Annotated in this window: 16 protein-coding genes; 9 read left to right on the top strand and 7 right to left on the bottom strand. The window is 72.3% G+C overall.

Annotation, left to right across the window (positions count from 1 at the left end; all coding sequences use genetic code 11):
- The 7 genes from DW299_RS16550 to DW299_RS16520 all read right to left on the bottom strand — a co-directional run.
- Nucleotides 1-1,301: Ig-like domain-containing protein (locus DW299_RS16550; protein WP_136037233.1), on the bottom strand; the 1,301-nt coding region annotated here is incomplete at its 3' end.
- A gap of 199 nt (nt 1,302-1,500) precedes the next feature.
- Nucleotides 1,501-2,910 carry a rhamnulokinase gene (locus tag DW299_RS16545; RefSeq protein ID WP_136037232.1) on the bottom strand — a complete coding sequence of 470 codons (1,410 nt, stop codon included), beginning with the start codon at nt 2,908-2,910 and terminating at the stop codon, nt 1,501-1,503.
- 13 nt (nt 2,911-2,923) lie between these two features.
- The gene (locus DW299_RS16540) at nt 2,924-4,960 is read right to left on the bottom strand and encodes a bifunctional aldolase/short-chain dehydrogenase (protein ID WP_136028618.1); all 2,037 of its coding nucleotides are present in this window, start codon (nt 4,958-4,960) and stop codon (nt 2,924-2,926) included.
- Between the two features lie 84 nt (nt 4,961-5,044).
- Nucleotides 5,045-5,806 (bottom strand): DeoR/GlpR family DNA-binding transcription regulator, encoded by a 762-nt coding sequence (locus tag DW299_RS16535; RefSeq protein ID WP_136028617.1) that lies wholly within the window; start codon nt 5,804-5,806, stop codon nt 5,045-5,047.
- A gap of 9 nt (nt 5,807-5,815) precedes the next feature.
- Nucleotides 5,816-6,844 carry a LacI family DNA-binding transcriptional regulator gene (locus DW299_RS16530; RefSeq protein WP_240745437.1) on the bottom strand — a complete coding sequence of 343 codons (1,029 nt, stop codon included), beginning with the start codon at nt 6,842-6,844 and terminating at the stop codon, nt 5,816-5,818.
- A gap of 31 nt (nt 6,845-6,875) precedes the next feature.
- Nucleotides 6,876-8,030 carry a Gfo/Idh/MocA family protein gene (locus DW299_RS16525; protein WP_136037231.1) on the bottom strand — a complete coding sequence of 385 codons (1,155 nt, stop codon included), beginning with the start codon at nt 8,028-8,030 and terminating at the stop codon, nt 6,876-6,878.
- Entirely contained in the window at nt 8,027-8,866 is an 840-nt protein-coding gene (locus DW299_RS16520; RefSeq protein WP_136028615.1) for a class I fructose-bisphosphate aldolase, read from the bottom strand. The genes DW299_RS16525 and DW299_RS16520 overlap by 4 nt, the downstream gene beginning before the upstream one ends.
- Before the next feature lie 152 nt (nt 8,867-9,018).
- Here DW299_RS16520 and DW299_RS16515 point away from each other — a divergent pair, with 152 nt between their 5' ends.
- From DW299_RS16515 to DW299_RS16475, 9 genes are all read left to right on the top strand, one after another.
- The gene (locus DW299_RS16515) at nt 9,019-10,026 is read left to right on the top strand and encodes an aldose 1-epimerase family protein (protein ID WP_136037230.1); all 1,008 of its coding nucleotides are present in this window, start codon (nt 9,019-9,021) and stop codon (nt 10,024-10,026) included.
- A gap of 124 nt (nt 10,027-10,150) precedes the next feature.
- Nucleotides 10,151-11,227: a LacI family DNA-binding transcriptional regulator gene (locus DW299_RS16510; protein ID WP_206251804.1), complete on the top strand. Its 1,077-nt coding sequence runs from the start codon at nt 10,151-10,153 to the stop codon at nt 11,225-11,227.
- Nucleotides 11,224-12,270: a class I mannose-6-phosphate isomerase gene (locus DW299_RS16505; RefSeq protein ID WP_136037229.1), complete on the top strand. Its 1,047-nt coding sequence runs from the start codon at nt 11,224-11,226 to the stop codon at nt 12,268-12,270. Before DW299_RS16510 ends, DW299_RS16505 begins: the two co-directional genes overlap by 4 nt.
- On the top strand, nt 12,267-13,676 hold the full coding sequence (locus tag DW299_RS16500; RefSeq protein ID WP_136037228.1) for an FGGY-family carbohydrate kinase: 1,410 nt from the start codon (nt 12,267-12,269) through the stop codon (nt 13,674-13,676). Before DW299_RS16505 ends, DW299_RS16500 begins: the two co-directional genes overlap by 4 nt.
- A 3-nt stretch (nt 13,677-13,679) precedes the next feature.
- On the top strand, nt 13,680-14,525 hold the full coding sequence (locus tag DW299_RS16495) for an ATP-binding cassette domain-containing protein (protein WP_136037227.1): 846 nt from the start codon (nt 13,680-13,682) through the stop codon (nt 14,523-14,525).
- Nucleotides 14,522-15,604 (top strand): ABC transporter permease, encoded by a 1,083-nt coding sequence (locus DW299_RS16490; RefSeq protein ID WP_136028609.1) that lies wholly within the window; start codon nt 14,522-14,524, stop codon nt 15,602-15,604. The genes DW299_RS16495 and DW299_RS16490 overlap by 4 nt, the downstream gene beginning before the upstream one ends.
- A 51-nt stretch (nt 15,605-15,655) precedes the next feature.
- Nucleotides 15,656-16,654, top strand: a complete 999-nt coding sequence (locus DW299_RS16485; RefSeq protein WP_136028622.1) for an ABC transporter substrate-binding protein — start codon at nt 15,656-15,658, stop codon at nt 16,652-16,654.
- A gap of 59 nt (nt 16,655-16,713) precedes the next feature.
- Nucleotides 16,714-17,481, top strand: coding sequence for an SDR family oxidoreductase (locus DW299_RS16480; RefSeq protein ID WP_136028608.1), 768 nt, complete (start codon nt 16,714-16,716; stop codon nt 17,479-17,481).
- A 1-nt stretch (nt 17,482) separates the two neighbouring features.
- Nucleotides 17,483-18,683 (top strand): FGGY family carbohydrate kinase (locus DW299_RS16475; RefSeq protein WP_136037226.1); only part of this gene is annotated, 1,201 nt, incomplete at its 3' end.

The following is an 18,683-nucleotide window of genomic DNA, read 5'->3' as shown; positions in this document are numbered from 1 at the left end:
GTGGACCCGGCCGGGGTGCCGGGGTCGGCCGGGTCCACCGGCGGGGCCGCCGGGAAGGTGTTGGTGACGACGATCTCCGCCGTACCCGCGGCCTCATCCGTGACGGTCGCCGCTGGGCCGACGGCGACGCTCGCCGCGCCGCCGTTCTCGGTCTCGGTGGCGGTGCACACGCTGGAGACCGGTGCCGTGAGGGTCTGCGTCTCGGCACCGGTGAAAGTCAGGGTGCGGGGATAGTCGGGTGCTGACTCCCCCGCCCACTGGCAGTCGACGACGACGGCGAACGGCCCCGTCGGCGTCCCGGCTCCCTCGACCCTCTTGGTGATCGCCAGCTGTCCCACCCCGGTGCCGGCGCCCTCGCCGCCGGCGCTCAGGCGGCGGACCGATCCTGGCGTGCTCCAGGACTCGCCGTCCGCCGTGACCGACAGGGTGTTGCGGTACACGTCGAGCGACGGGTCGGTCACGCTGTTCTGGAACTTGACCTGCACGATCTCGCCGTCGGCCACGGCGCGGCCCATCGTGACCGTGAGCTGCTGGGCGGTGCAGTCGATCGTGTAGTCGCCGGCGTCCACCGGCACGAGATCGGTGAGGAAGCCGTCGCCATCCGCCGTCGAGGTGTGCCGCACGAGGATCGGCGACGTGCAATCGACCTCTTGGCCGGGCTGTGCCGGGTCGTCGAACACGAGGGAGGAGAACGGACCGCGGGGTGAGGCCACGGTCCATTGGAGGGCGCCCTGCGGGTGGGTCATGCCCTGATCGGCGAGGTCGGTCCAGGCGCCGGCCTTGCTGGGGGCGGTGCGGTCGATGCCCGGAACGCCCGTGGCCTCGATGCCATCGTCGAACGTGACGCCCCCGTCACCCGTGAACGTGATCGGCACGGTCGTGCCGGTCTGCGTGGTCTGGAACTCGGCCCAGAAGTGCGCCGTGCCGTGCACCGAGAGCGGGTGCGTGGTGACGTAGTCGGTGAGGGTGAAGGTCGCGAGCCCCTCGGGGGAGAGAGACGCCTCCGCGACCTTGGCGCCGTCGGCGTCGGTCAGGGCGAACCCCTGGGTGAGCGCGAGCAGTTCGGGTGGGAGCTGCAGCGTGAACGTGTCGCCCGCGCGGGAGTCGTCGGGGACGCTCCACGCGAGGTCGATCTGCACGTCCGATCCGGCGTCGGCGCTGCTCTGCACCACCTCCGCGCTGGTGATGGCTCCGTCGATGGTCGCCGCCGAGGCGGCCGACGCCGCAGCGAGGGAGCACGCGAGCAGTGCGGTGGAGGCGCCGGTGGCGGCGAGTGCGCGCGAGTATCTGGTCTTCGTCATTGATTGTCCTTCGTGAGCGCTGCCCCGAGAGGCGAGTGGTGACACTAACGCGTAGCATGTTACCCTATGGCTGGGAGGGTCGAGCCCGTCGAGCTCGCGGAGGGGCCGAGCTCGGCAGGCGCGAAAGCACCAGCGGTGCGACGAACAAGGGGCGGTTCCTCTCCGACGGGAAAGGAACCGCCCCTTTTCGCCGTTCGGATCAGGCGCCGGGCGCGAAGACCTTCGGGGGATGCGTGGCGGCGACGAGGGCGCGAAGGTCTTCCAGCGTGCCGCGGGTCGCACCGAGTGCGCGGCCCTGGATCAGGACGTTCCCCAGGGCGGTCGCCTCGACCGGGCCCGCGAGGACCGGGAGGCCAGAGCGGTCGGCGGTCGCCTGGCAGAGCAGGTCGTTGAGCGCGCCGCCCCCGACCAGGTGGATGCGGTCGAGACTGCGGCCGGAGAGCTCGGCGGCCGTGTGCACCGCCTCGGCGAACGCCGCGGCGATGGACTCGATGATCGAGCGCACGAACGCCGCACGCGTCGACGGCGCCGGTTGCGGCAGCAGGGCGGCGATCCGGGCGGGCATGTCCCCCGGCGCGCTCAGCGACGGGTCGTTCGCGTCGAACACCGGGACCTGGTCGGTGACGACCGACGCGGCAGCCAGGAGTTCCGGCAGTGCGATCGGCGCACCGTCTTCGGCCTCCCACGCGCGCACCGTCTCACTGAGCAGCCAGAGCCCCGTGACGTTGTGCAGGAAGCGATACCGGCCGTCGGCTCCGCGCTCGTGCGTGAAGTTCGCCTCCCGCGCGTCGTCGGTGAGCACGGGTGCGCGCAGCTCGACGCCCACCAGGCCCCAGGTTCCGCACGAGATGAACGCGGACGAGGACGACTCCAGCGGAACGGCGACGACGGCGGACGCGGTGTCGTGCGAGGCCACCGCCACCACGGGCAGGCTCGCACCGATGCGTGCCGCGACCCCGGGGGTCAGCGTGCCGACGACCGTGCCGGCGTCGACGAGTTCGGGCAGGAGCCGTGGCGGGATCCCCGCCCTGACCGCGAGCTCGGTGTCCCATTCGCCCGACCGCACCCCGAGCAGGCCGGTGGTGGAGGCGTTCGTGCGCTCCGCCACGCGCCGGCCCGTGAGGAGGTACGCGAGGAGGTCGGGGATGAGTAGAGCCGTGTCCGCCTCCGTGAGACGCGGGTCGGCACGGAACTGGTACAGCGTGGTGAATGGCAGGAACTGCAGGCCGTTGCGCTCGTACAGCTCCGCGAAGGGCACCTCGCCATGCACCTCGGCCACGCCACGGGCGGTGCGGCGGTCGCGGTAGTGGAACGGCTCCCCGAGCAGCTCGCCGTCGCGCAGCAGCCCGTAGTCCACCGCCCAGGAGTCGATCCCGATGCTCTCGATGGACGGCTCGCGGCGGACGGCCTCGGCGAGCCCGTCCACCACGTGCTCGTACAGGGCGGCGAAGTCCCAGTGCAGTCCGTCGGCACGCTCCACCGCTCCGTGCGGGAACCGCGAGACGGGCTCCAGGTCGAGCACCCCGGGGCCGATGCGCCCGATCATGACCCGGCCGCTGGTCGCGCCCAGGTCGACCGCGGCCACCGCCCTGACCCTCGTGTCGTTCATCGGCCGGTGACCCTCATCGCAGGAACGCGGCGGCGACGCCGGAGTCGACGGGGATGTGCAGGCCGGTGGTGCGGCTCAGCTCCGGTCCGGTGAGCACGTAGACGGCATCGGCGACGTTCTCCGGCACGACCTCGCGCTTGAGGATCGTGCGGTTGGCGTAGAACTGGCCGAGGTCCTCTTCCTTGACACCGTACGTGGCGGCACGGTTGGCGCCCCAGCCCGACGCGAAGATGCCGGAGCCGCGCACGACGCCGTCGGGGTTGATGCCGTTGACCCGCACGCCGTGCTCGCCGAGCTCGACCGCGAGCAGCCGCACCTGGTGGGCCTGGTCGGCCTTGGTCGCGGAATAGGCGATGTTGTTCGGGCCCGCGAACACGGAGTTCTTCGACGAGATGTAGATGATATCGCCGCCGAGCTTCTGATCGATCAGCACACGGGCCGCGGCCTTCGACACCAGGAACGAGCCCTTGGCCATGACGTCGTGCTGCAGGTCCCAGTCCTTCTCGGTCGTCTCCAGCAGCGGCTTCGACAGGGAGAGCCCCGCGTTGTTGACGACCAGGTCGACGCCGCCGAACGCGAGCAGGGCCTCGTCGAGCGCGGCTTGCACGGCCTCGGCATCCGCCACGTTCGCGGCGACGCCGATCGCGACGTCGGTGTTCCCGAGCTCGGCGGCCGCGGCCTGCGCCTTCTCGAGATCGAGATCGGCCACGACCACGCAGGCGCCCTCGGCGGCCAATCGGGTCGCGATCGCCTTGCCGATGCCGGAGGCGGCGCCGGTGACGAACGCGATGCGACCCTGGTGGGTCTTCGGCTTCGGCAGCCGCTGGAGCTTGGCCTCCTCCAGCGCCCAGTACTCGATGCGGAACTTCTCGGCGTCGGAGATCGGGGCGTAGCTCGACACGGCCTCGGCGCCGCGCATGACGTTGATCGCGTTGACATAGAACTCGCCGGCGACGCGCGCGGTCTGCTTGTTCGCGCCGTAGGAGAACATGCCCACGCCGGGCACGAGCACGATGAGCGGGTCGGCGCCGCGGATGGCGGGGGAGTCGGGGGTGGCGTGCGCGTCGTAGTAGGCCCGGTAGTCGGCGCGGTACTGCGTGTGCAGCTCGTGCAGACGCGCGATCTGCTCGTCGACGGTCGCCGTGGGGGGCAGGTCGAGGATCAGCGGCTTCACCTTGGTGCGCAGGAAGTGATCGGGGCAGCTGGTGCCCAGGGCCGCAAGGGCGGGCGCCTTCTCGGCTGCGAGGAAGTCGAGCACGACGGCGTCGTCCGTGAAGTGCCCCACCATCGGCTTGTCGGTCGAGGCGATGCCGCGGATGGTGCCGGCGAGGGCCGCGGCCCGACGGCGACGGTCGGCCTCGGGGAGCGCCTCGAACCCCGGGCGGACGGGACCGAACGGCTCGGCGCGGCCGTGGTCGGCGAGGTACGCCGCCGCGGTGTCGATGATCCAGAGGGAGTTCGCCTCGGCCTCGTCGGAGGTGTCGCCCCACGCCGTGATGCCGTGCCCGCCGAGGATGCAGCCGATCGCGGCGGGGTTCTCCGCCTTGATGGCGGCGATGTCGAGTCCGAGCTGGAAACCAGGGCGCCGCCACGGCACCCACACCACGCGGTCACCGAAGATCGCGGTCGTCAGGGCCTCGCCGTCGGCGGCGGTCGCGATCGCGATGCCCGAGTCGGGGTGCAGGTGGTCGACGTGTGCCGCGTCGACGAGTCCGTGCATGGCCGTGTCGATCGAGGGGGCTGCCCCGCCCTTGCCGTGCAGGCAGTAGTCGAACGCGGCGACCATCTCGTCTTCGCGGTCGATTCCGGGATACACGTCGACGAGCGCCCGCATCCGGTCGAGGCGCAGCACGGCGAGGCCGCTCTCGGTGAGGGTGCCCAGGTCGCCGCCCGAGCCCTTGACCCACAGCAGTTCGACGGGCTGCCCGGTGACGGGATCGATCTCGGTGCCCTTGGCCGAGGTGTTGCCCCCGGCGTAGTTGGTGTTCTTCGGGTCTGCGCCCAGACGGTTGCTCCGCGCGATCAGCTCGGCGGCGGTCGGGTTGGTCATGACGATCTCCTGCACCATCGGGGGAGCGCCGCAGCGCTGTTAAGTCCTGTGAAAGATAACACGATCTGACGCGAGCACCAAGGGTCAGCGCACCTCGGCGATCCCCCGGAAGGGGTCGAGGCGCTCATCCGCCGGATCGAGATCGGTGATCAGCACGTCCACCTGCGCGGGCTCGAGGGCGCGGGCGACCGACCGACGACCCAGCTTGGTCGCATCGACGCAGAGCACCGTGGTGCTCGCCTGCGCGGCCAGCGCCCGCTTGACCTCGGCCTCCTCCACCGACACCTCGGAGGAGCCGTCGACCTCGTCGAGGGCATCGGCCGAGGCGAAGAAAACGTCGAAGTACACCGCCTGCAGGCTGCGGAGGGCGAGGGGTCCGATCAGGCTGCCCGTGGTCGGCTCGGCGGTGCCGCCCGACAGCACCGCGGTCACCCCCTCCCGCGGCTGCAGCAGCTGGAAGGTCTCGACGGCGTTGGTGTACACGGCGAGTGCGTCGCGCGGTCCGAGCACCGCGGCGAGCGTGCTGATCGTCGTCGACGCGTCGAGGGCCACCGTCCCGGCGGCCGGCACCAGGTGCAGCGCCTTCTCGGCGATCACCCTCTTGGCGCTCGCCCGCATGCTGCGCCGGGCGTCGAAGGGCCGGGCGCGGGGAGCCGCGGTCGCCCCGCCGCGCACCCGTCGCACCCGCCCCTCGGCCTCGAGCTCGAGGAGGTCGCGCCGGATCGTCATCGACGACACCGCGAACAGCTCCGCTGCCCCGTCGATCGAGACGCCCTCGGGGCCTTCGGCCATCGCGACCAGCTCGTCGCGGCGGCGCTGAGCGTCGAGGTTTCCGGAAAGAGCCATACCGGGAATCTAGCCGGTGGGCGTGCGCTGCCGACCGCCGCGATCGACGAGCGTGGTCGGCACGAGGTGCAGGGCGGGTGGCGCGGCGGCGTCCCCCGCGATGCGGTCGAGGAGGGTGGTGGCGGCCAGGGCGCCCAGTGCGGCGACGTCGTAGGCGACCACGCGCAGCGGCCGCGGCAGCATCCACGACAGCTCGAAGTCGTCGAAGCCGGTCACCGCGACGTCGGCGTCACGCCGCGTGAGCTCTTCGAGGGCTCCGACCGTCGCGCGGTTGTTGCCGCAGAACAGGGCCGTCGGCGGGCGGGGGCCGTCGAGGATGCGCGCCGTGGCAGCCGCGGCGTCCTGCGGGGTGTGGATGCCCGTGATGAGGAGCGACGGATCGAGCGCGCGGCCCGCGGCGGCGAACGCCTCCTCGGCCCCGGCCAGCCGCTCGCGCATCGTGTAGATCTCCGTCGCGTCGAGCAGGAGCCCGATCCGCTCATGCCCGCCCAGCAGTTCGGCGACCGCCGCGCGTGCACCGCCGCGGTTGTCGAGCAGCACGGTGTCGGCGGGGATGCCGTCGCCCGGGCGGTCGAGGAACACGACCGGCGTGCCGTGGGCGACCTCGGGCGCCAGGTAGCCGTGATCGGTCGCGGCGGGGACCAGGATCAGGCCGCCCACCCGGCGCTGGCAGAGGTCGAGGGCGAGGCGGCGCTCGACGGCGGGATCCTCCTCGCTGGAGGCCATCAGGACGTGCAGACCCCGCTGTGACGCGACGGCCGACACGGCCGCGGCGATCCCCATCGAGAAGGAGTTGGAGAGGTCGGCGGCGAGGAACCCGATGGTGTCGTTGGTGCCGGAGCGCAGGCTCGCCGCGAGGGCGTTGCGGTGGTATCCGAGGCGGTCGATGGCCTCGCGCACGCGGTCGGCCAGGGCGGGGTCGACGTTGGGCTCCGCGTTGATGACGCGCGAGACGGTCTTCAGACTGACCCCCGCCGCGGCGGCCACGTCGTTCATCGTCGGCCTGCCGCTGCCGCGCATCGTGCGCCCTCCGCTCACCACCTCTCCACGATAGGAGCGTGCGCGCCGTTCACCCGCGCGGCGCGACGGCCGCGCCCGACTGATGCGAGGCGATGGCCGCCGCGAAGATCCGATGCGTCGCGGCCGCCTCCTCCGGTCGCACGGTGCCGAAGCCGTCGCCCAGGCGCCCCTGATGCTCGGCGAGGAACGCCGCCCACATCTGCAGGATCGCATCCGAGAAGCCCGACTCGAAGTTCGGCCCGGTCACCGTGGGCCACACCGACTGGCTGCCGGCGTCGATGCGCTGCCAGCTCTGCTCGCGCCCGACCCCCGGCACGTCGATCAGCGCGAACACCTGCACCTCCTTGGGGTTCTTGGTGCTGAAGCGCACGGCGCCCTCCATGCCGATCGCCTCGAACTCCCAGGTGTTCTTCTCGCCGGGGGCGATCCGCTTGGTCTCGGTCGTGAGCGGGAACCGCGCCCCGTCGTGCGTCGCCCACGAGTGCAGGACGGCGTTGTCCCAGGTGTCGCACGGCTGCGGGGTGCCGTCGGGTCCCGGCCGTTCGGTGACGATGTCCTGCAGCACGCCGCTGACGGTCTCGGGCATCCAGCCCAGGCGCAGCGGCACGTGCCAGGTGTGCATGCCGAGGTCGTTGAGCACCCCGGCCTCGCCGCAGAACCGCTGCTGGCGCTTCCAGTTCAGCGGCTTCGCCGTATCGAGGTCGCTGGCGTGCAGGAACGCGCAGCGCGCCTCGACGATGCGACCGAGTGCCCCGGAGCGCACGTAGTCGACCGCCCACTGGGCGCCGGGGAAGTACGGCATCTCACTCGACACCCGTACGAACGACCCGGGGGTCTCGTCGATCGCCCGGAGGATCGCGTCGGCGGCGGCCCCGTCGATGCCGAAGGGCTTCTCGGCCAGCAGGGCCTTGCCCGCCCGGATCGTGTCGACGTAGAGCTGCTCATGCAGGTCGTGGCGGACGGCGATGTAGACCACGTCGATGTCGGGATCGGCCAGCAGCTCATGGTGGTCGGTGGTGGTGAGGCGCACGGTGTCGATCCCGGCGAACCACTCCAGGGCCGCGGGGTTGATGTCGCACACCGCCACGAGCTGCGGGTCGGCGGGGTGGTCGACGAGCGCGGGCCAGCGGCGCAGGGCCGCCGCGATCTCTCGGCCCATCAGACCCCCGCCGATGATGCCGACGTTCACGCGGCGCCCGCTCATCGCGTCGCTCCGATCAGGCGGAGCGCGTCGTCGACCGAGGCGTCGTCGTGCACCACGGCCATCAGGGCTGCGGTGATGCCCCGGGGGTCGTCGTGCTGGATGACGTTGCGGCCGTACACGATGCCGCGGGCACCCTGCGCGAGGACGGCGACCGTGCGCTCGAGGAGCGTGCGATCGTCGACGCGTCCGCCGCCGCGCACCAGGACCGGGGTGTCGCCGGCGGCCTGGATGACGCGGTGGTAGTCGGAGATCTCGTCGGTGGGATCGGCCTTGATGAGGTCGGCCCCGAGCTCCCTGGCCTGCCGCACGAGCGTGACGATCTTGGCGGTGTCGCCGTCCACCGCATAACCCCCCGCGCCCGCCCGGGTCTGCATCACCAGTGGCTCGATCATCAGGGGCATGCCGTAACGCTCGGCGTCGGTGCGCAGCGCGAGGATCGACCGGATGCACTGCTCGCGCACCTCGGGGTGGCCGGGGAGGTCGAGCAGGTTCACGCACACGGCGACCGCGTCGAGCCGCACCGCCACCTCGATCGCGTCGGGCACGTGGATCGAGTGCAGCGGCGACTCCAGCGGGTCGTTGTAGACGTTGGCGATGTCGGTGCGCAGCACGAGGCCGGGCTTCTGCTTGCCGGGGACGGACTGCAGCAGCGGGGCCTGGCCGAGCGTCAGCTGGATCGCATCGGGGCCCGCGTCGACGAGGGTGCGGACGGTCGCGGCCATGTCCTCGATGCCGGTGAGGAACGAGTGCTCGTGGAAGGCCCCGTGGTCGACGGCCACGTCGAGGGCGCGACCGGAGCGGGCGTGGAACAGGCGGTGGAGGCGAGGCTTCGTCATCGATGGTGCTCTCTGCGTGAGGGTGGCGCGGCGATGCGCACGATCAGTATGCAGAGACGAGACAACGTTGTCAATCGCGACGATCCGGGCCGGACGAGCGCCTGCTACGGTGGCCGCACGCGCGCCAGGACAGCGCGGGAGAAGGGCGGGCGATGGTGGCGGAGCTGTACGGGGCGCCGATCGACGAGGCCTGGCGACGGCTCGGACACCGCGGGCAGGCCGTGACGGTGGAGTCGTCGCTGCGGACCGACGGACCGGACGCGGGGAGCCGTCGGATCCGGGTCGTCAACGGCGACCTCGACCTCGAGATCCTGCCCGATCGCGGCTTCGACCTGGGGCAGCTGCGGGTCGCGGGCATGCCCTTCGCGTGGACCTCGGCGACCGGATTCCCCCCGATCGTCCCCGGGCCGGACGACGACGGCTGGCTCCGGTCGTTCGGGGGCGGGCTGCTGACGACCTGCGGACTGCGCAGCTTCGGAGCGCCGTCGGTCGACGAGGGTGAGGCGCATCCGCTGCACGGCCGGTACTCGTCGCTGCGCGCCGAGGTCACGCGCACCGAGGTGACCGCCCGCGAGGTCGTGGTCGAGGGCACGGTCCGCGAGGTCGAGGTCTTCGGGGTGCACCTCGAACTCCGGCGCCGCATCAGCACGCCGATCGGGTCGCGCCTGGTCCGGGTGCAGGACCTCGTGGTCAACCGCGGAGCGGCCGCCGTGGAGCCCATGGTGCTCTACCACCTCAACCTCGGCTGGCCGCTGGTCGACGAGGGGACCGTGCTGCACTCGCCGGCGACCGCTGTCGAGCCCCGGGACGCGCAAGCGCGGGCGGGCCTCGGCTCGTGGGACCGGTTCCCGGCCCCGGCGGTGTCGTATCCCGAGCAGGTGTTCCGCCACGAGCTGCCGCTTCGGGAGCGGGTCGACATCGTCGTCGAGAGCCCGCGCGGGGCGGCCGTCCGCATCGCCGTCGACACCGCACGCCTGCCGGCGCTGTTCCAGTGGCGCGTCGCCGAGGAGCGCGGCCACGTCGTCCTGGGGATCGAGCCGGCGACCGTGCCGACGATCCTCGGCCGGGCCGATGCGCGGGCTCGCGGACTGCTGCGCCCGCTGGCGCCCGGCGGGGTGCTCGAACTGGGCGTCGACGTCGAGGTGACGCCCGGCGGGTGACCGATCGCAGCGGTGGGCTGCGATCGAATCGGCGCTTGACAACGTTGTCGACCCGGTCGCATGATGTTCCCATCGAACTCGCGATGGCCGCGGATTCAACGATGACAACGATGTCGAGGTGGCAATGGAGCACGAGCGCGACGAGTCGAGCGCGACGGTGGGCACCCAGCGTGACGGGCGCCGCCGGGCGCGCATCACCGACGTGGCGCAGCTCGCCGGCGTGAGCATCAAGACCGTCTCGCGCGTCGTCAACGGCGAGAGCGGCGTGCTTCCCGAGACCCGCGAACGCGTCGCCGCCGCGGTGCTCGAGCTCGGCTTCGTGCCCGACCGTCGCGCCCGGTCGCTCAAGCGCGGCGACACCGACACCATCGGCATCCTCATCGACGCCATCTCCGACCCGTTCTTCGCCGCGTTCGTCAGCGCCGTCGAGGAGCTCGCCGTCGCCGAGGGCCTCAACGTGCTCTTCGCCAGCACCGTGCACGACGCCGCACAAGAGCGCGAACAGCTCGAACGTCTCACCGGCGACCGCCTGCGCGGGCTCATCATTTCGCCCTTCGCGATCGAGTCCGCCGAGCTCGCGGCGCTGCGGCAGCGGTTCCCGGTGATCTGCGTCGACCGTTCGCGCGAAGGCATCGACTCGATCGTCGTCGACGACTACGGCGCCACGCTCGAAGCCGTCCGCGGCTTCCTCTCCCGCGGGCACCGCCGCATCGGCTTTATCGGCGAGGAGATCCCGTACCCCACCGTGTTCGAGCGCCTGAGCGCCTACCGCGACGCCCACGCCGAGGCCGGGGTCGAGGTGGACGAGAGCCTGATCATCGCGCAGGGCCGCCACCGCGAAGAGCGGTCGATCAGCGAGCTGCTCGCCCGCCCCGACGCGCCGACGGCCCTCTTCTGCGCCACCAGCCCCGCCGCCATCGCGACCATCCACGTGCTCAGTGCCGACCGCGTGCCGATGCCCGCGCTGATCTCGTTCGGCGACTTCCAGTTCGCCGACGTGTTCACCCCCGGCATCACCTGCGTCGACCAGGACCCCCGGCTGATCGGCGAGGCGACGTTCCGGCGGCTGATGCAGCTCGGCGCCGACCCCCAGGCCGAGCCGGAGCACATCGTCGTCCCCACCCGCCTCATCGCCCGCGGCTCGGGCGAGATGGCCCCCGAGCGCGACGCATCGGCCCGCCCGATCGGAGACCTGCGATGAACCCGGTCCTGCTGCCGCCCAACCCCGTCCAGCACTTCTACCGCGGCGGCGACCGCATCGCGGCGCTGCGCGGGATCGAGCCGGAGACCGACCACCAGCCCGAGGAGTGGCTGGGCGCGACGGTGTCGCGGTTCGGCACGCCGGACACCGGTCTCGCCGTCACCGCCGACGGCGCCCTGCTGCGCGACCTCGTGACCGCCGACCCCGCGGCCTGGACCGGCCCGGGGAGCGGAGCCGACGCGGGCGACGTGGGACTGCTGGTCAAGCTGCTCGACGCCCGCCAGCGCCTCCCCGTGCACGTGCACCCCGACCGGGCGTTCGCCACGAGCCACCTGGCCTGCCCGTACGGCAAGACGGAGGCGTGGTTCGTGCTCGACACCGAGCCCGACAGCGCCGTGCACCTCGGCTGGAACACCGACCTCGACCGCGCCGAGCTGGACCGCCGCCGCGACGCCCAGGACAGCGAGTGGATGCTCGCGCACATGAACCGCGTCGTCGTGCGCCAGGGCATGGGCATCCTCGTGCCCGCCGGCACCGCGCACGCCATCGACGGCGGCATCTTCGTCGCCGAGGTGCAGGAGCCCACCGACTTCTCCATCCTGCTGGAGTGGTCGGTCACCACCTCGACCCGCGAGGAGTCGCACCTGGACCTCGGCTTCGACGCCGTGATGCCCGCCGTCTCGGCCGACCGCCTCGCTCCCGAGCAGCTCGCCGCACTGATCAGCGACGCGGGCACGACGCCCGCCGGCCCGCGCTTCCGCTCGCTCCTGCCCGCCGCCGCCGACCCCTTCTTCCGCCTCTGGGACGCGGCCGTCTCCGGGGACGTCTCGACCGAGCGCCCTGCCGGCTTCGGCGTCGTGCTGGTGCAGGAGGGGGAGGGCGAGCTGGTCGGCGCGTCCGGCCGGATCGCCGTCTCGCACGGCCAGGCCTTCGCCGTGCCGCACGCCTTCGGCGCCTGGCACCTCGCGGGTGACGCGCGCGTGCTCGTCGCCGAGCCGGGCGCGGGATGGCCGACCACGCTCACCGGGACCGGGATCCGATGAACGGCTACGTCGTCGGGGTCGACATGGGATCGACCAGCATCAAGCTCCTCGTCGCCGACACCGACGGACGCCAGGTGCTCGTCGCGAGCCGCCGGTCGCCGTGGACGAGCCGTGAGCACGGCCGCGCCGAGATGCCCGCCGCGGTCGCCGTCGACACCGTCCGCGAGCTCGCCCACGAGGCCGACGTCCTGCTGCGCGTGCACGGTCCCTACCGCGTGCTCGCGCTCGGAGTGTCGGGCATGGCCGAGGCCGGCGTGCTGCTGGATACCGCCGGAGAGCCCGCGGCGCCCGTCATGGCCTGGTTCGACCCGCGCGGTGCCGCCGAGATCCTCGCCACCCCCGACGCCTTCCGCGCGGAGTTCCTCGGACGGACCGGACTGCCGGTGGGCCCGCTGGCCTCCATCGCCAAGATCCTGCACCTGCGCGAGTCCGGGGTGGACCTGCGCGGACGCACCTTCCTCACCGTGCCGGAGCTGGTGGTGCACGCCCTCGGCGGCCCCCGCGTCGCCGAGTACTCCCTGGCGTCGCGCACCGGGCTGCTCGACCAGGACGACAGCACCCCGTGGGACGCCGCCTTCGAGGTGCTCGGCGTGGGCGACGACCTGCTCGCGGAGCGCGTCGGCGCGGGCAGCGCCGTGGGCATCCTCTCGGACGACGCCATGCCCGACGGCTTCCGCGGCGCCGTGCTCACCGTCGCCGGCCACGACCACCTCGTCTCCGCCGTCGCGGTGGGCGCCGTCCACAGCGGACAGCTGTACGACTCGATGGGCACGGCCGAGGCGCTGGTGCGGGTGCTCGACGGCCCGCTGCCGTTCGACGCGCGCGAACGGCTCGCCCTCGCCGGCATCAACACCGTGCGTCATGTGCTGCCGGGCAAATACGTGCTGCTCGCCGGCACGAAGTCCGGTCTGCTCATGCGGCGCGTGCTGCAGCTGCTGGGCATCGCCGACGCCGCCGGCCGGGCGCGGATCGATGAAGCCGTGATGGCGCTGCCCGTCACCGGCACGCTCGCCGACGGGGCCCTCGCGGTCAGCGGTGCCCGCAACGACGACGGCGAGCTGAAGATCGTCGCGAACGGCGACGGCCTCGACCCGGCGGAACTGCTCACCGCGACGCTGCTGCACGGCAACGACATGTGCGCCGAGCTCATGGAGGTCATGGACCGCGAGGTCGCGCCGCCCACCTCGACCGTGCTGACCGGGGGGTGGTCGAGCATGGCGAGCGTCGTCCGCGCGCGCCGACTCGTGCTGCCCGATGTCACGGTCGCCACGCACGACGAGGCCACCGCCTACGGCGCCGCGCTGTTCGCCGCGTTCGCCGCGAGCACCCGCACCGACTTCGAGAGCGTGGCCGCGGCGTTCCGCTCCGGCCACTCCGATCACGACAACAGCAAGGGAAGGAGCTGACCCATGTCGCTCAGTTCTACGGTTCCGGTTCTCCAGGCGCGCGGACTCTCGCGCCAGTTCGGCCACGTGCGCGCGCTGAACGACGTCGACTTCGAGGTGTATCCGGGGGAGGTGACGGCCCTCATCGGCGACAACGGCGCCGGCAAGTCGACGCTCGTCAAGGCGCTCTCGGGCAACCTCGCCGTCGACTCCGGCACGATCCTGTTCGACGGCGAAGAGGCCGACATGTCCACGCCGTCCGCGGTGAGCGCGCTCGGTGTCGAGACCGTCTACCAGGACCTCGCGCTCGCGCCCCACCTCGACCCGGTGCAGAACATGTACCTCGGCCGCGAGCTGCGCCAGAGCGGCGTCGCCGGCGCCCTCGGCTTCATGAAGACCAAGGAGATGCGCGCGCAGTCGCGGGCCGCCTTCGACGAGCTGGGCGCCACCGTGCGCTCGCTCACCTCGCCGGTGGGGGAGATGTCGGGCGGCCAGCGGCAGGCCATCGCCATCGCCCGCGCCGTGCACTGGGCCTCGCGCGTGGTGTTCCTCGACGAGCCCACCGCGGCGCTGGGCGTGCGGCAGACGCAGAACGTGCTCGAGACGATCCGCCGGGTGCGCGACAAGGGCATCGCCGTGGTGTTCATCTCGCACTCCATGCCGCACGTCATGGAGGTCTCCGACCGCATCCAGGTACTGCGCCTGGGCACGCGCGTCGCCAACATCCCCGCCGCCGACACCTCCATGGAGGAGCTCGTCGGCCTCATGACCGGCGCCGTGACCCGCGACGCCGCCCCGCCCGTGGCCGACGTCGCCCCCGAAGGCGACGTCGCCGAGACCTCCGCCGCTGACAAGGAGCCGAACCGATGAGCACGACGAAGCCCCCCACGGAGACCGTGGCGATCGGCACCCTCGAGGAGCCGAAGAACGGCTACTTCCGCAACCTGCTCCGCGCCCAGGCGTTCCAGATCCTGCTCGTGCTGATCGCGATCGTCGTCGTGTTCAGCCTGCTGGCACCCGACACGTTCGCGCAGTGGTCGAACTTCCGGCTGATCATCCAGAACGCCTCGATCCTCGCCGTGCTCGCCGTCGGCATGACCTACGTGATCATCACGGCAGGCATCGACCTGTCGATCGGCTCGGTGCTGGTGTTCTCCGGCGTCGTCTCGGCCATGGTCATGCGCGCCATCGGCGGGGCGGGCTGGGGCACGGCCGTGGTCGGCATCCTCGTCGCGATCGCCTGCGGCATCGGGTGGGGACTGCTCAACGGGTTCCTCATCGCCAAGGCGAAGATCCCGCCGCTGATCGTCACGCTCGGCACGCTGGGCATGTCGCTCGGCCTCGCGCAGATCCTCACCGGCGGCGTCGACATCCGTGAGGTGCCCGCCGTGCTGACCACCACCATCGGCTACGGCAACGTGCTCGGCACGATCCCCACCATCTCGGTCATCGCCCTCGTGATCATCGTGATCGGCGGAGTGGTGCTGCACTTCACCCGCTTCGGCCTGCACACCTACGCGGTCGGATCGAGCGAGCTCGCCGCGCGACGGGTGGGCGTGAAGGTGGACCGCCACCTCATCGCGATCTACACCCTCTCCGGCGGTCTCGCCGGCGTCGCGGGCATCCTCTCGCTGTCGCAGTTCTCCACCACCGCGATCGCCGGGCAGTCGCAGACCAACCTCAACGTGATCGCCGCGGTCGTCATCGGCGGCACGAGCCTCTTCGGCGGCGTCGGCACCATCGTCGGCACCGTCGTGGGCCTGTTCATCCCCGCGGTGCTGCAGAACGGCTTCGTCATCACCGGCGTGCCGCCGTTCTGGCAGCAGGTCGCCGTCGGGGCGGTGCTCATCACCGCCGTCTACGTCGACCAGGTCCGCCGGTCGGCCGCCATGCGCGGCAACTCCCAGAGCCTCTGGCGCAAGTTCGTCAGCGGGGGCCGGCGTACCTGACGCCCGGCCCACCACCATCCACACACAGTCAAGAGAAGAACGGTGATCACAATGAAGTGGAACAGGAAAGCGATCAGCATCGCCGCACTCGGCGCGTCCGCGACGCTCATCCTCGCCGGTTGCGCAGGCGGGGGCGGAGACGCGGGCGGCGACGGCGGATCCGGCGGCGGCGACGACGGCTACAACATCGCGTTCGTGCAGGGCGTGGCCGGAGACGAGTTCTACATCTCCATGCAGTGCGGCATCGAAGAAGCGGCCAAGGAGGCCGGAGCGACGGTGCAGGTGCAGGGCCCGGAGAAGTTCGACCCGACGCTGCAGAAGCCGATCGTCGACGCGCTCGTCGCCTCCAAGCCCGACGCGCTGCTCATCGCCCCGACCGACGTGACCGCGATGCAGGCGCCCATCCAGGCCGCGGCCGACGCCGGCATCAAGGTCGTCCTCGTCGACACCACCCTGGAGGACCCGTCGATGGCGGTCTCCCAGATCGCGTCGGACAACGAGGGCGGTGGCGCCGCGGCGTTCGAGGCCATCCAGAAGGCGCACCCCGAGGGCGGCAAGGTGCTCGTGGTCTCGATCGACCCCGGCATCTCCACGTCGGACGCGCGCGGTGAGGGCTTCGAGAAGGCCGTCGCCGAGGACTCGAAGTTCGAGTCGCTGGGCATCGAGTACTCGCACAACGAGCCTGCGGAGGCCGCCCGCATCGTGACCGCCGCGCTGCAGGCCAACCCGGACATCGTCGGCATCTTCGCCGCCAACCTGTTCGCCGCCGAGGGCACCGCGACCGGCATCCAGCAGGCCGGCAAGCAGGGCGAGGTGACCGTGGTCGGCTTCGACGCCGGACCCGCGCAGGTCGAGGCGCTCCGCAACGACGTCGTCCAGGCGCTCGTCGCCCAGGAGCCGGCCACCATCGGCAAGGACGGCGTCGCCCAGGCGCTCGCCGCCCTCGAGGGAGACGCCACCGAGGAGAAGATCCAGACCGGGTTCACGGTCATCACCAAGGAGAACATCGACACCGACGGCGCCGACGCCGTCTACAAGTCGACCTGCTGACACCCCCTCCGGCGACCGGGGGATCCCCCGGTCGCCGGAGTCACCCCCGAGAGGACCCCATGAGCTTCCCTGATCTCGCCGGAAAGGTCGCCGTCGTCACCGGAGGCGCCCGCGGCATCGGCTACTCGCTCGCCACCGCCCTCGCCCGCGCCGGTGTGCGCGTGGCGCTGCTGGACCTGCTGCCCGAGGTCGAGGAGTCCGCCGCGCGGCTGGCATCCGAGACCGGAGCCCGCACCGCCGCCGCCCTGGTCGACGTCACCGATGCCGACTCGGTCGAGCGCGCCTTCGCGGCCGTGCGCGAGGAGCTCGGCGTCGCCGACCTGCTGGTGACCGCGGCCGGCATCACCATCTGGGGCGACTCGACCGAGGTCGATCCCGGCACGTGGGCGAAGGTCGTCGACGTGAACCTCAGCGGCACGTTCTACTGCACGCAGGCCTTCGCCCGACCGCTGCGGGCGGAGGGCCGCGAGGGGTCCGCGATCCTCATCTCGTCGATGTCGGGCCGGGTGGTCAACGTGCCCCAGCATCAGGCGTCGTACAACGCGTCGAAGGCCGCCGTCGACCAGCTGGCGAAGTCGCTCGCCGTGGAGTGGGCGCCCGCGATCCGGGTCAACGCCATCGCGCCCGGCTACATCCTCTCCGACATGACCCGCCAGTTCACCGAGGCCAACCCCGAGCTGGCCGCCGACTGGGTGTCGATGATCCCGGCCGGCCGCATGGGCGTGCCCGCCGACCTCGACGGCCTGCTCCTGCTGCTCGCCTCGTCGGCCTCGTCGTACCTCACCGGGCAGACGCTGGTGATCGACGGCGGCTACACCGCGATCTGACATGACGGCCGCCTACCTCGCCGTCGACCTGGGCTCGTCGAGCCTGCGCGTCATGGTCGGCCTGCTGCGCCCCGACGCGCCGGACGGGCCCCCGATGGAGGTCCGGGAGGCCGCCCGGTTCCCCAACACCCCGGTGCCGCGCGCCGAGGGGCTCGGGTGGGACGTGCCTGCGCTCTTCGACGGCGTGCTCGCCGGACTCCGCGCGGGCGTCGCGATCGCCGCGGAGGAGGGAGCGGAGCTGCGCGGCATCGGCGTGGACGCGTGGGGCGTGGACTACGCCCGGCTCACCGTCGACGGCACCCTGCGTCCGTTCGTGCGGCACCACCGCGCTGCCGACCCGGACCTCGCGGCCCGCACCTCCGCCGGCCGCGACCTCGCCGCCGACTACGCCGTCACCGGGGTGCTCGACCAGGCCATCAACACGGCCCATCAGCTGCGGCAGGACCAGTCCGCGGGCATCGGCGACCCCGACGACACGATCCTGCTGACCGCCGACATCGTCGTGCACCTGCTCACCGGGCGGGTGGGGGCCGAGCCCTCGCTCGCCTCGACCACCGCGCTGCTCGACCGGGCGACCGGGGACTGGTCGGCCGCGCTCGCCGCGGGTCTTCCCGCCCGGCTCCCTCCCGTGGTGCCGACGGGATCGTGGGCCGGGCCCACCACCGCCCGGGTCACCGCGGCGATCGGCGCCGCGCACCCCGTGCCCGTCTTCGCGGTGACGGCGCACGACACCGCCGCCGCATTCATGGCCGTGACCGCCGCCGACGACGAGGGGACCGGTGTCGTCTCCAGCGGGAGCTGGGGGGTGGCCGGCGTGGCCCTGCCCGCCCTGCTGCGCGACGACCGCGCCCGCCGCGACGGCTTCACCCAGGAGATCGGCGCCGGGGGCGACACCCTGCTGGTGAAGAACCTCAGCGGCATGTGGCTGCTGCAGCAGACGCTGCGCGAGTGGGCAGCCGCCGACGGCGAGGCCGAGCCGTCGCTCGACATGCTCACCGCGCTGCTCGACGCGGCGGCCCGGTCGTCGTACCCCGGTCTCTTCGATCCCGCCGACCCCGCGCTGCAGGCCCCGGACGACCTGGTCGCGCGGCTGGCGCGGGCGTGCGTCGAGGGCGGGGCCGAGCCGCCGTCCACCAGGGCCGACCTCGTCCGCGCCATCGTGGACAGCCTCGCCGTCGCCTACGCCGACACCGTCGCGCTCG

The sequence above is a fragment of the Microbacterium sp. K35 genome, from assembly GCF_004794375.1.
GTDB lineage: Bacteria > Actinomycetota > Actinomycetes > Actinomycetales > Microbacteriaceae > Microbacterium > Microbacterium sufflavum.
This window is presented reverse-complemented; position numbering and strand designations above follow the sequence as displayed.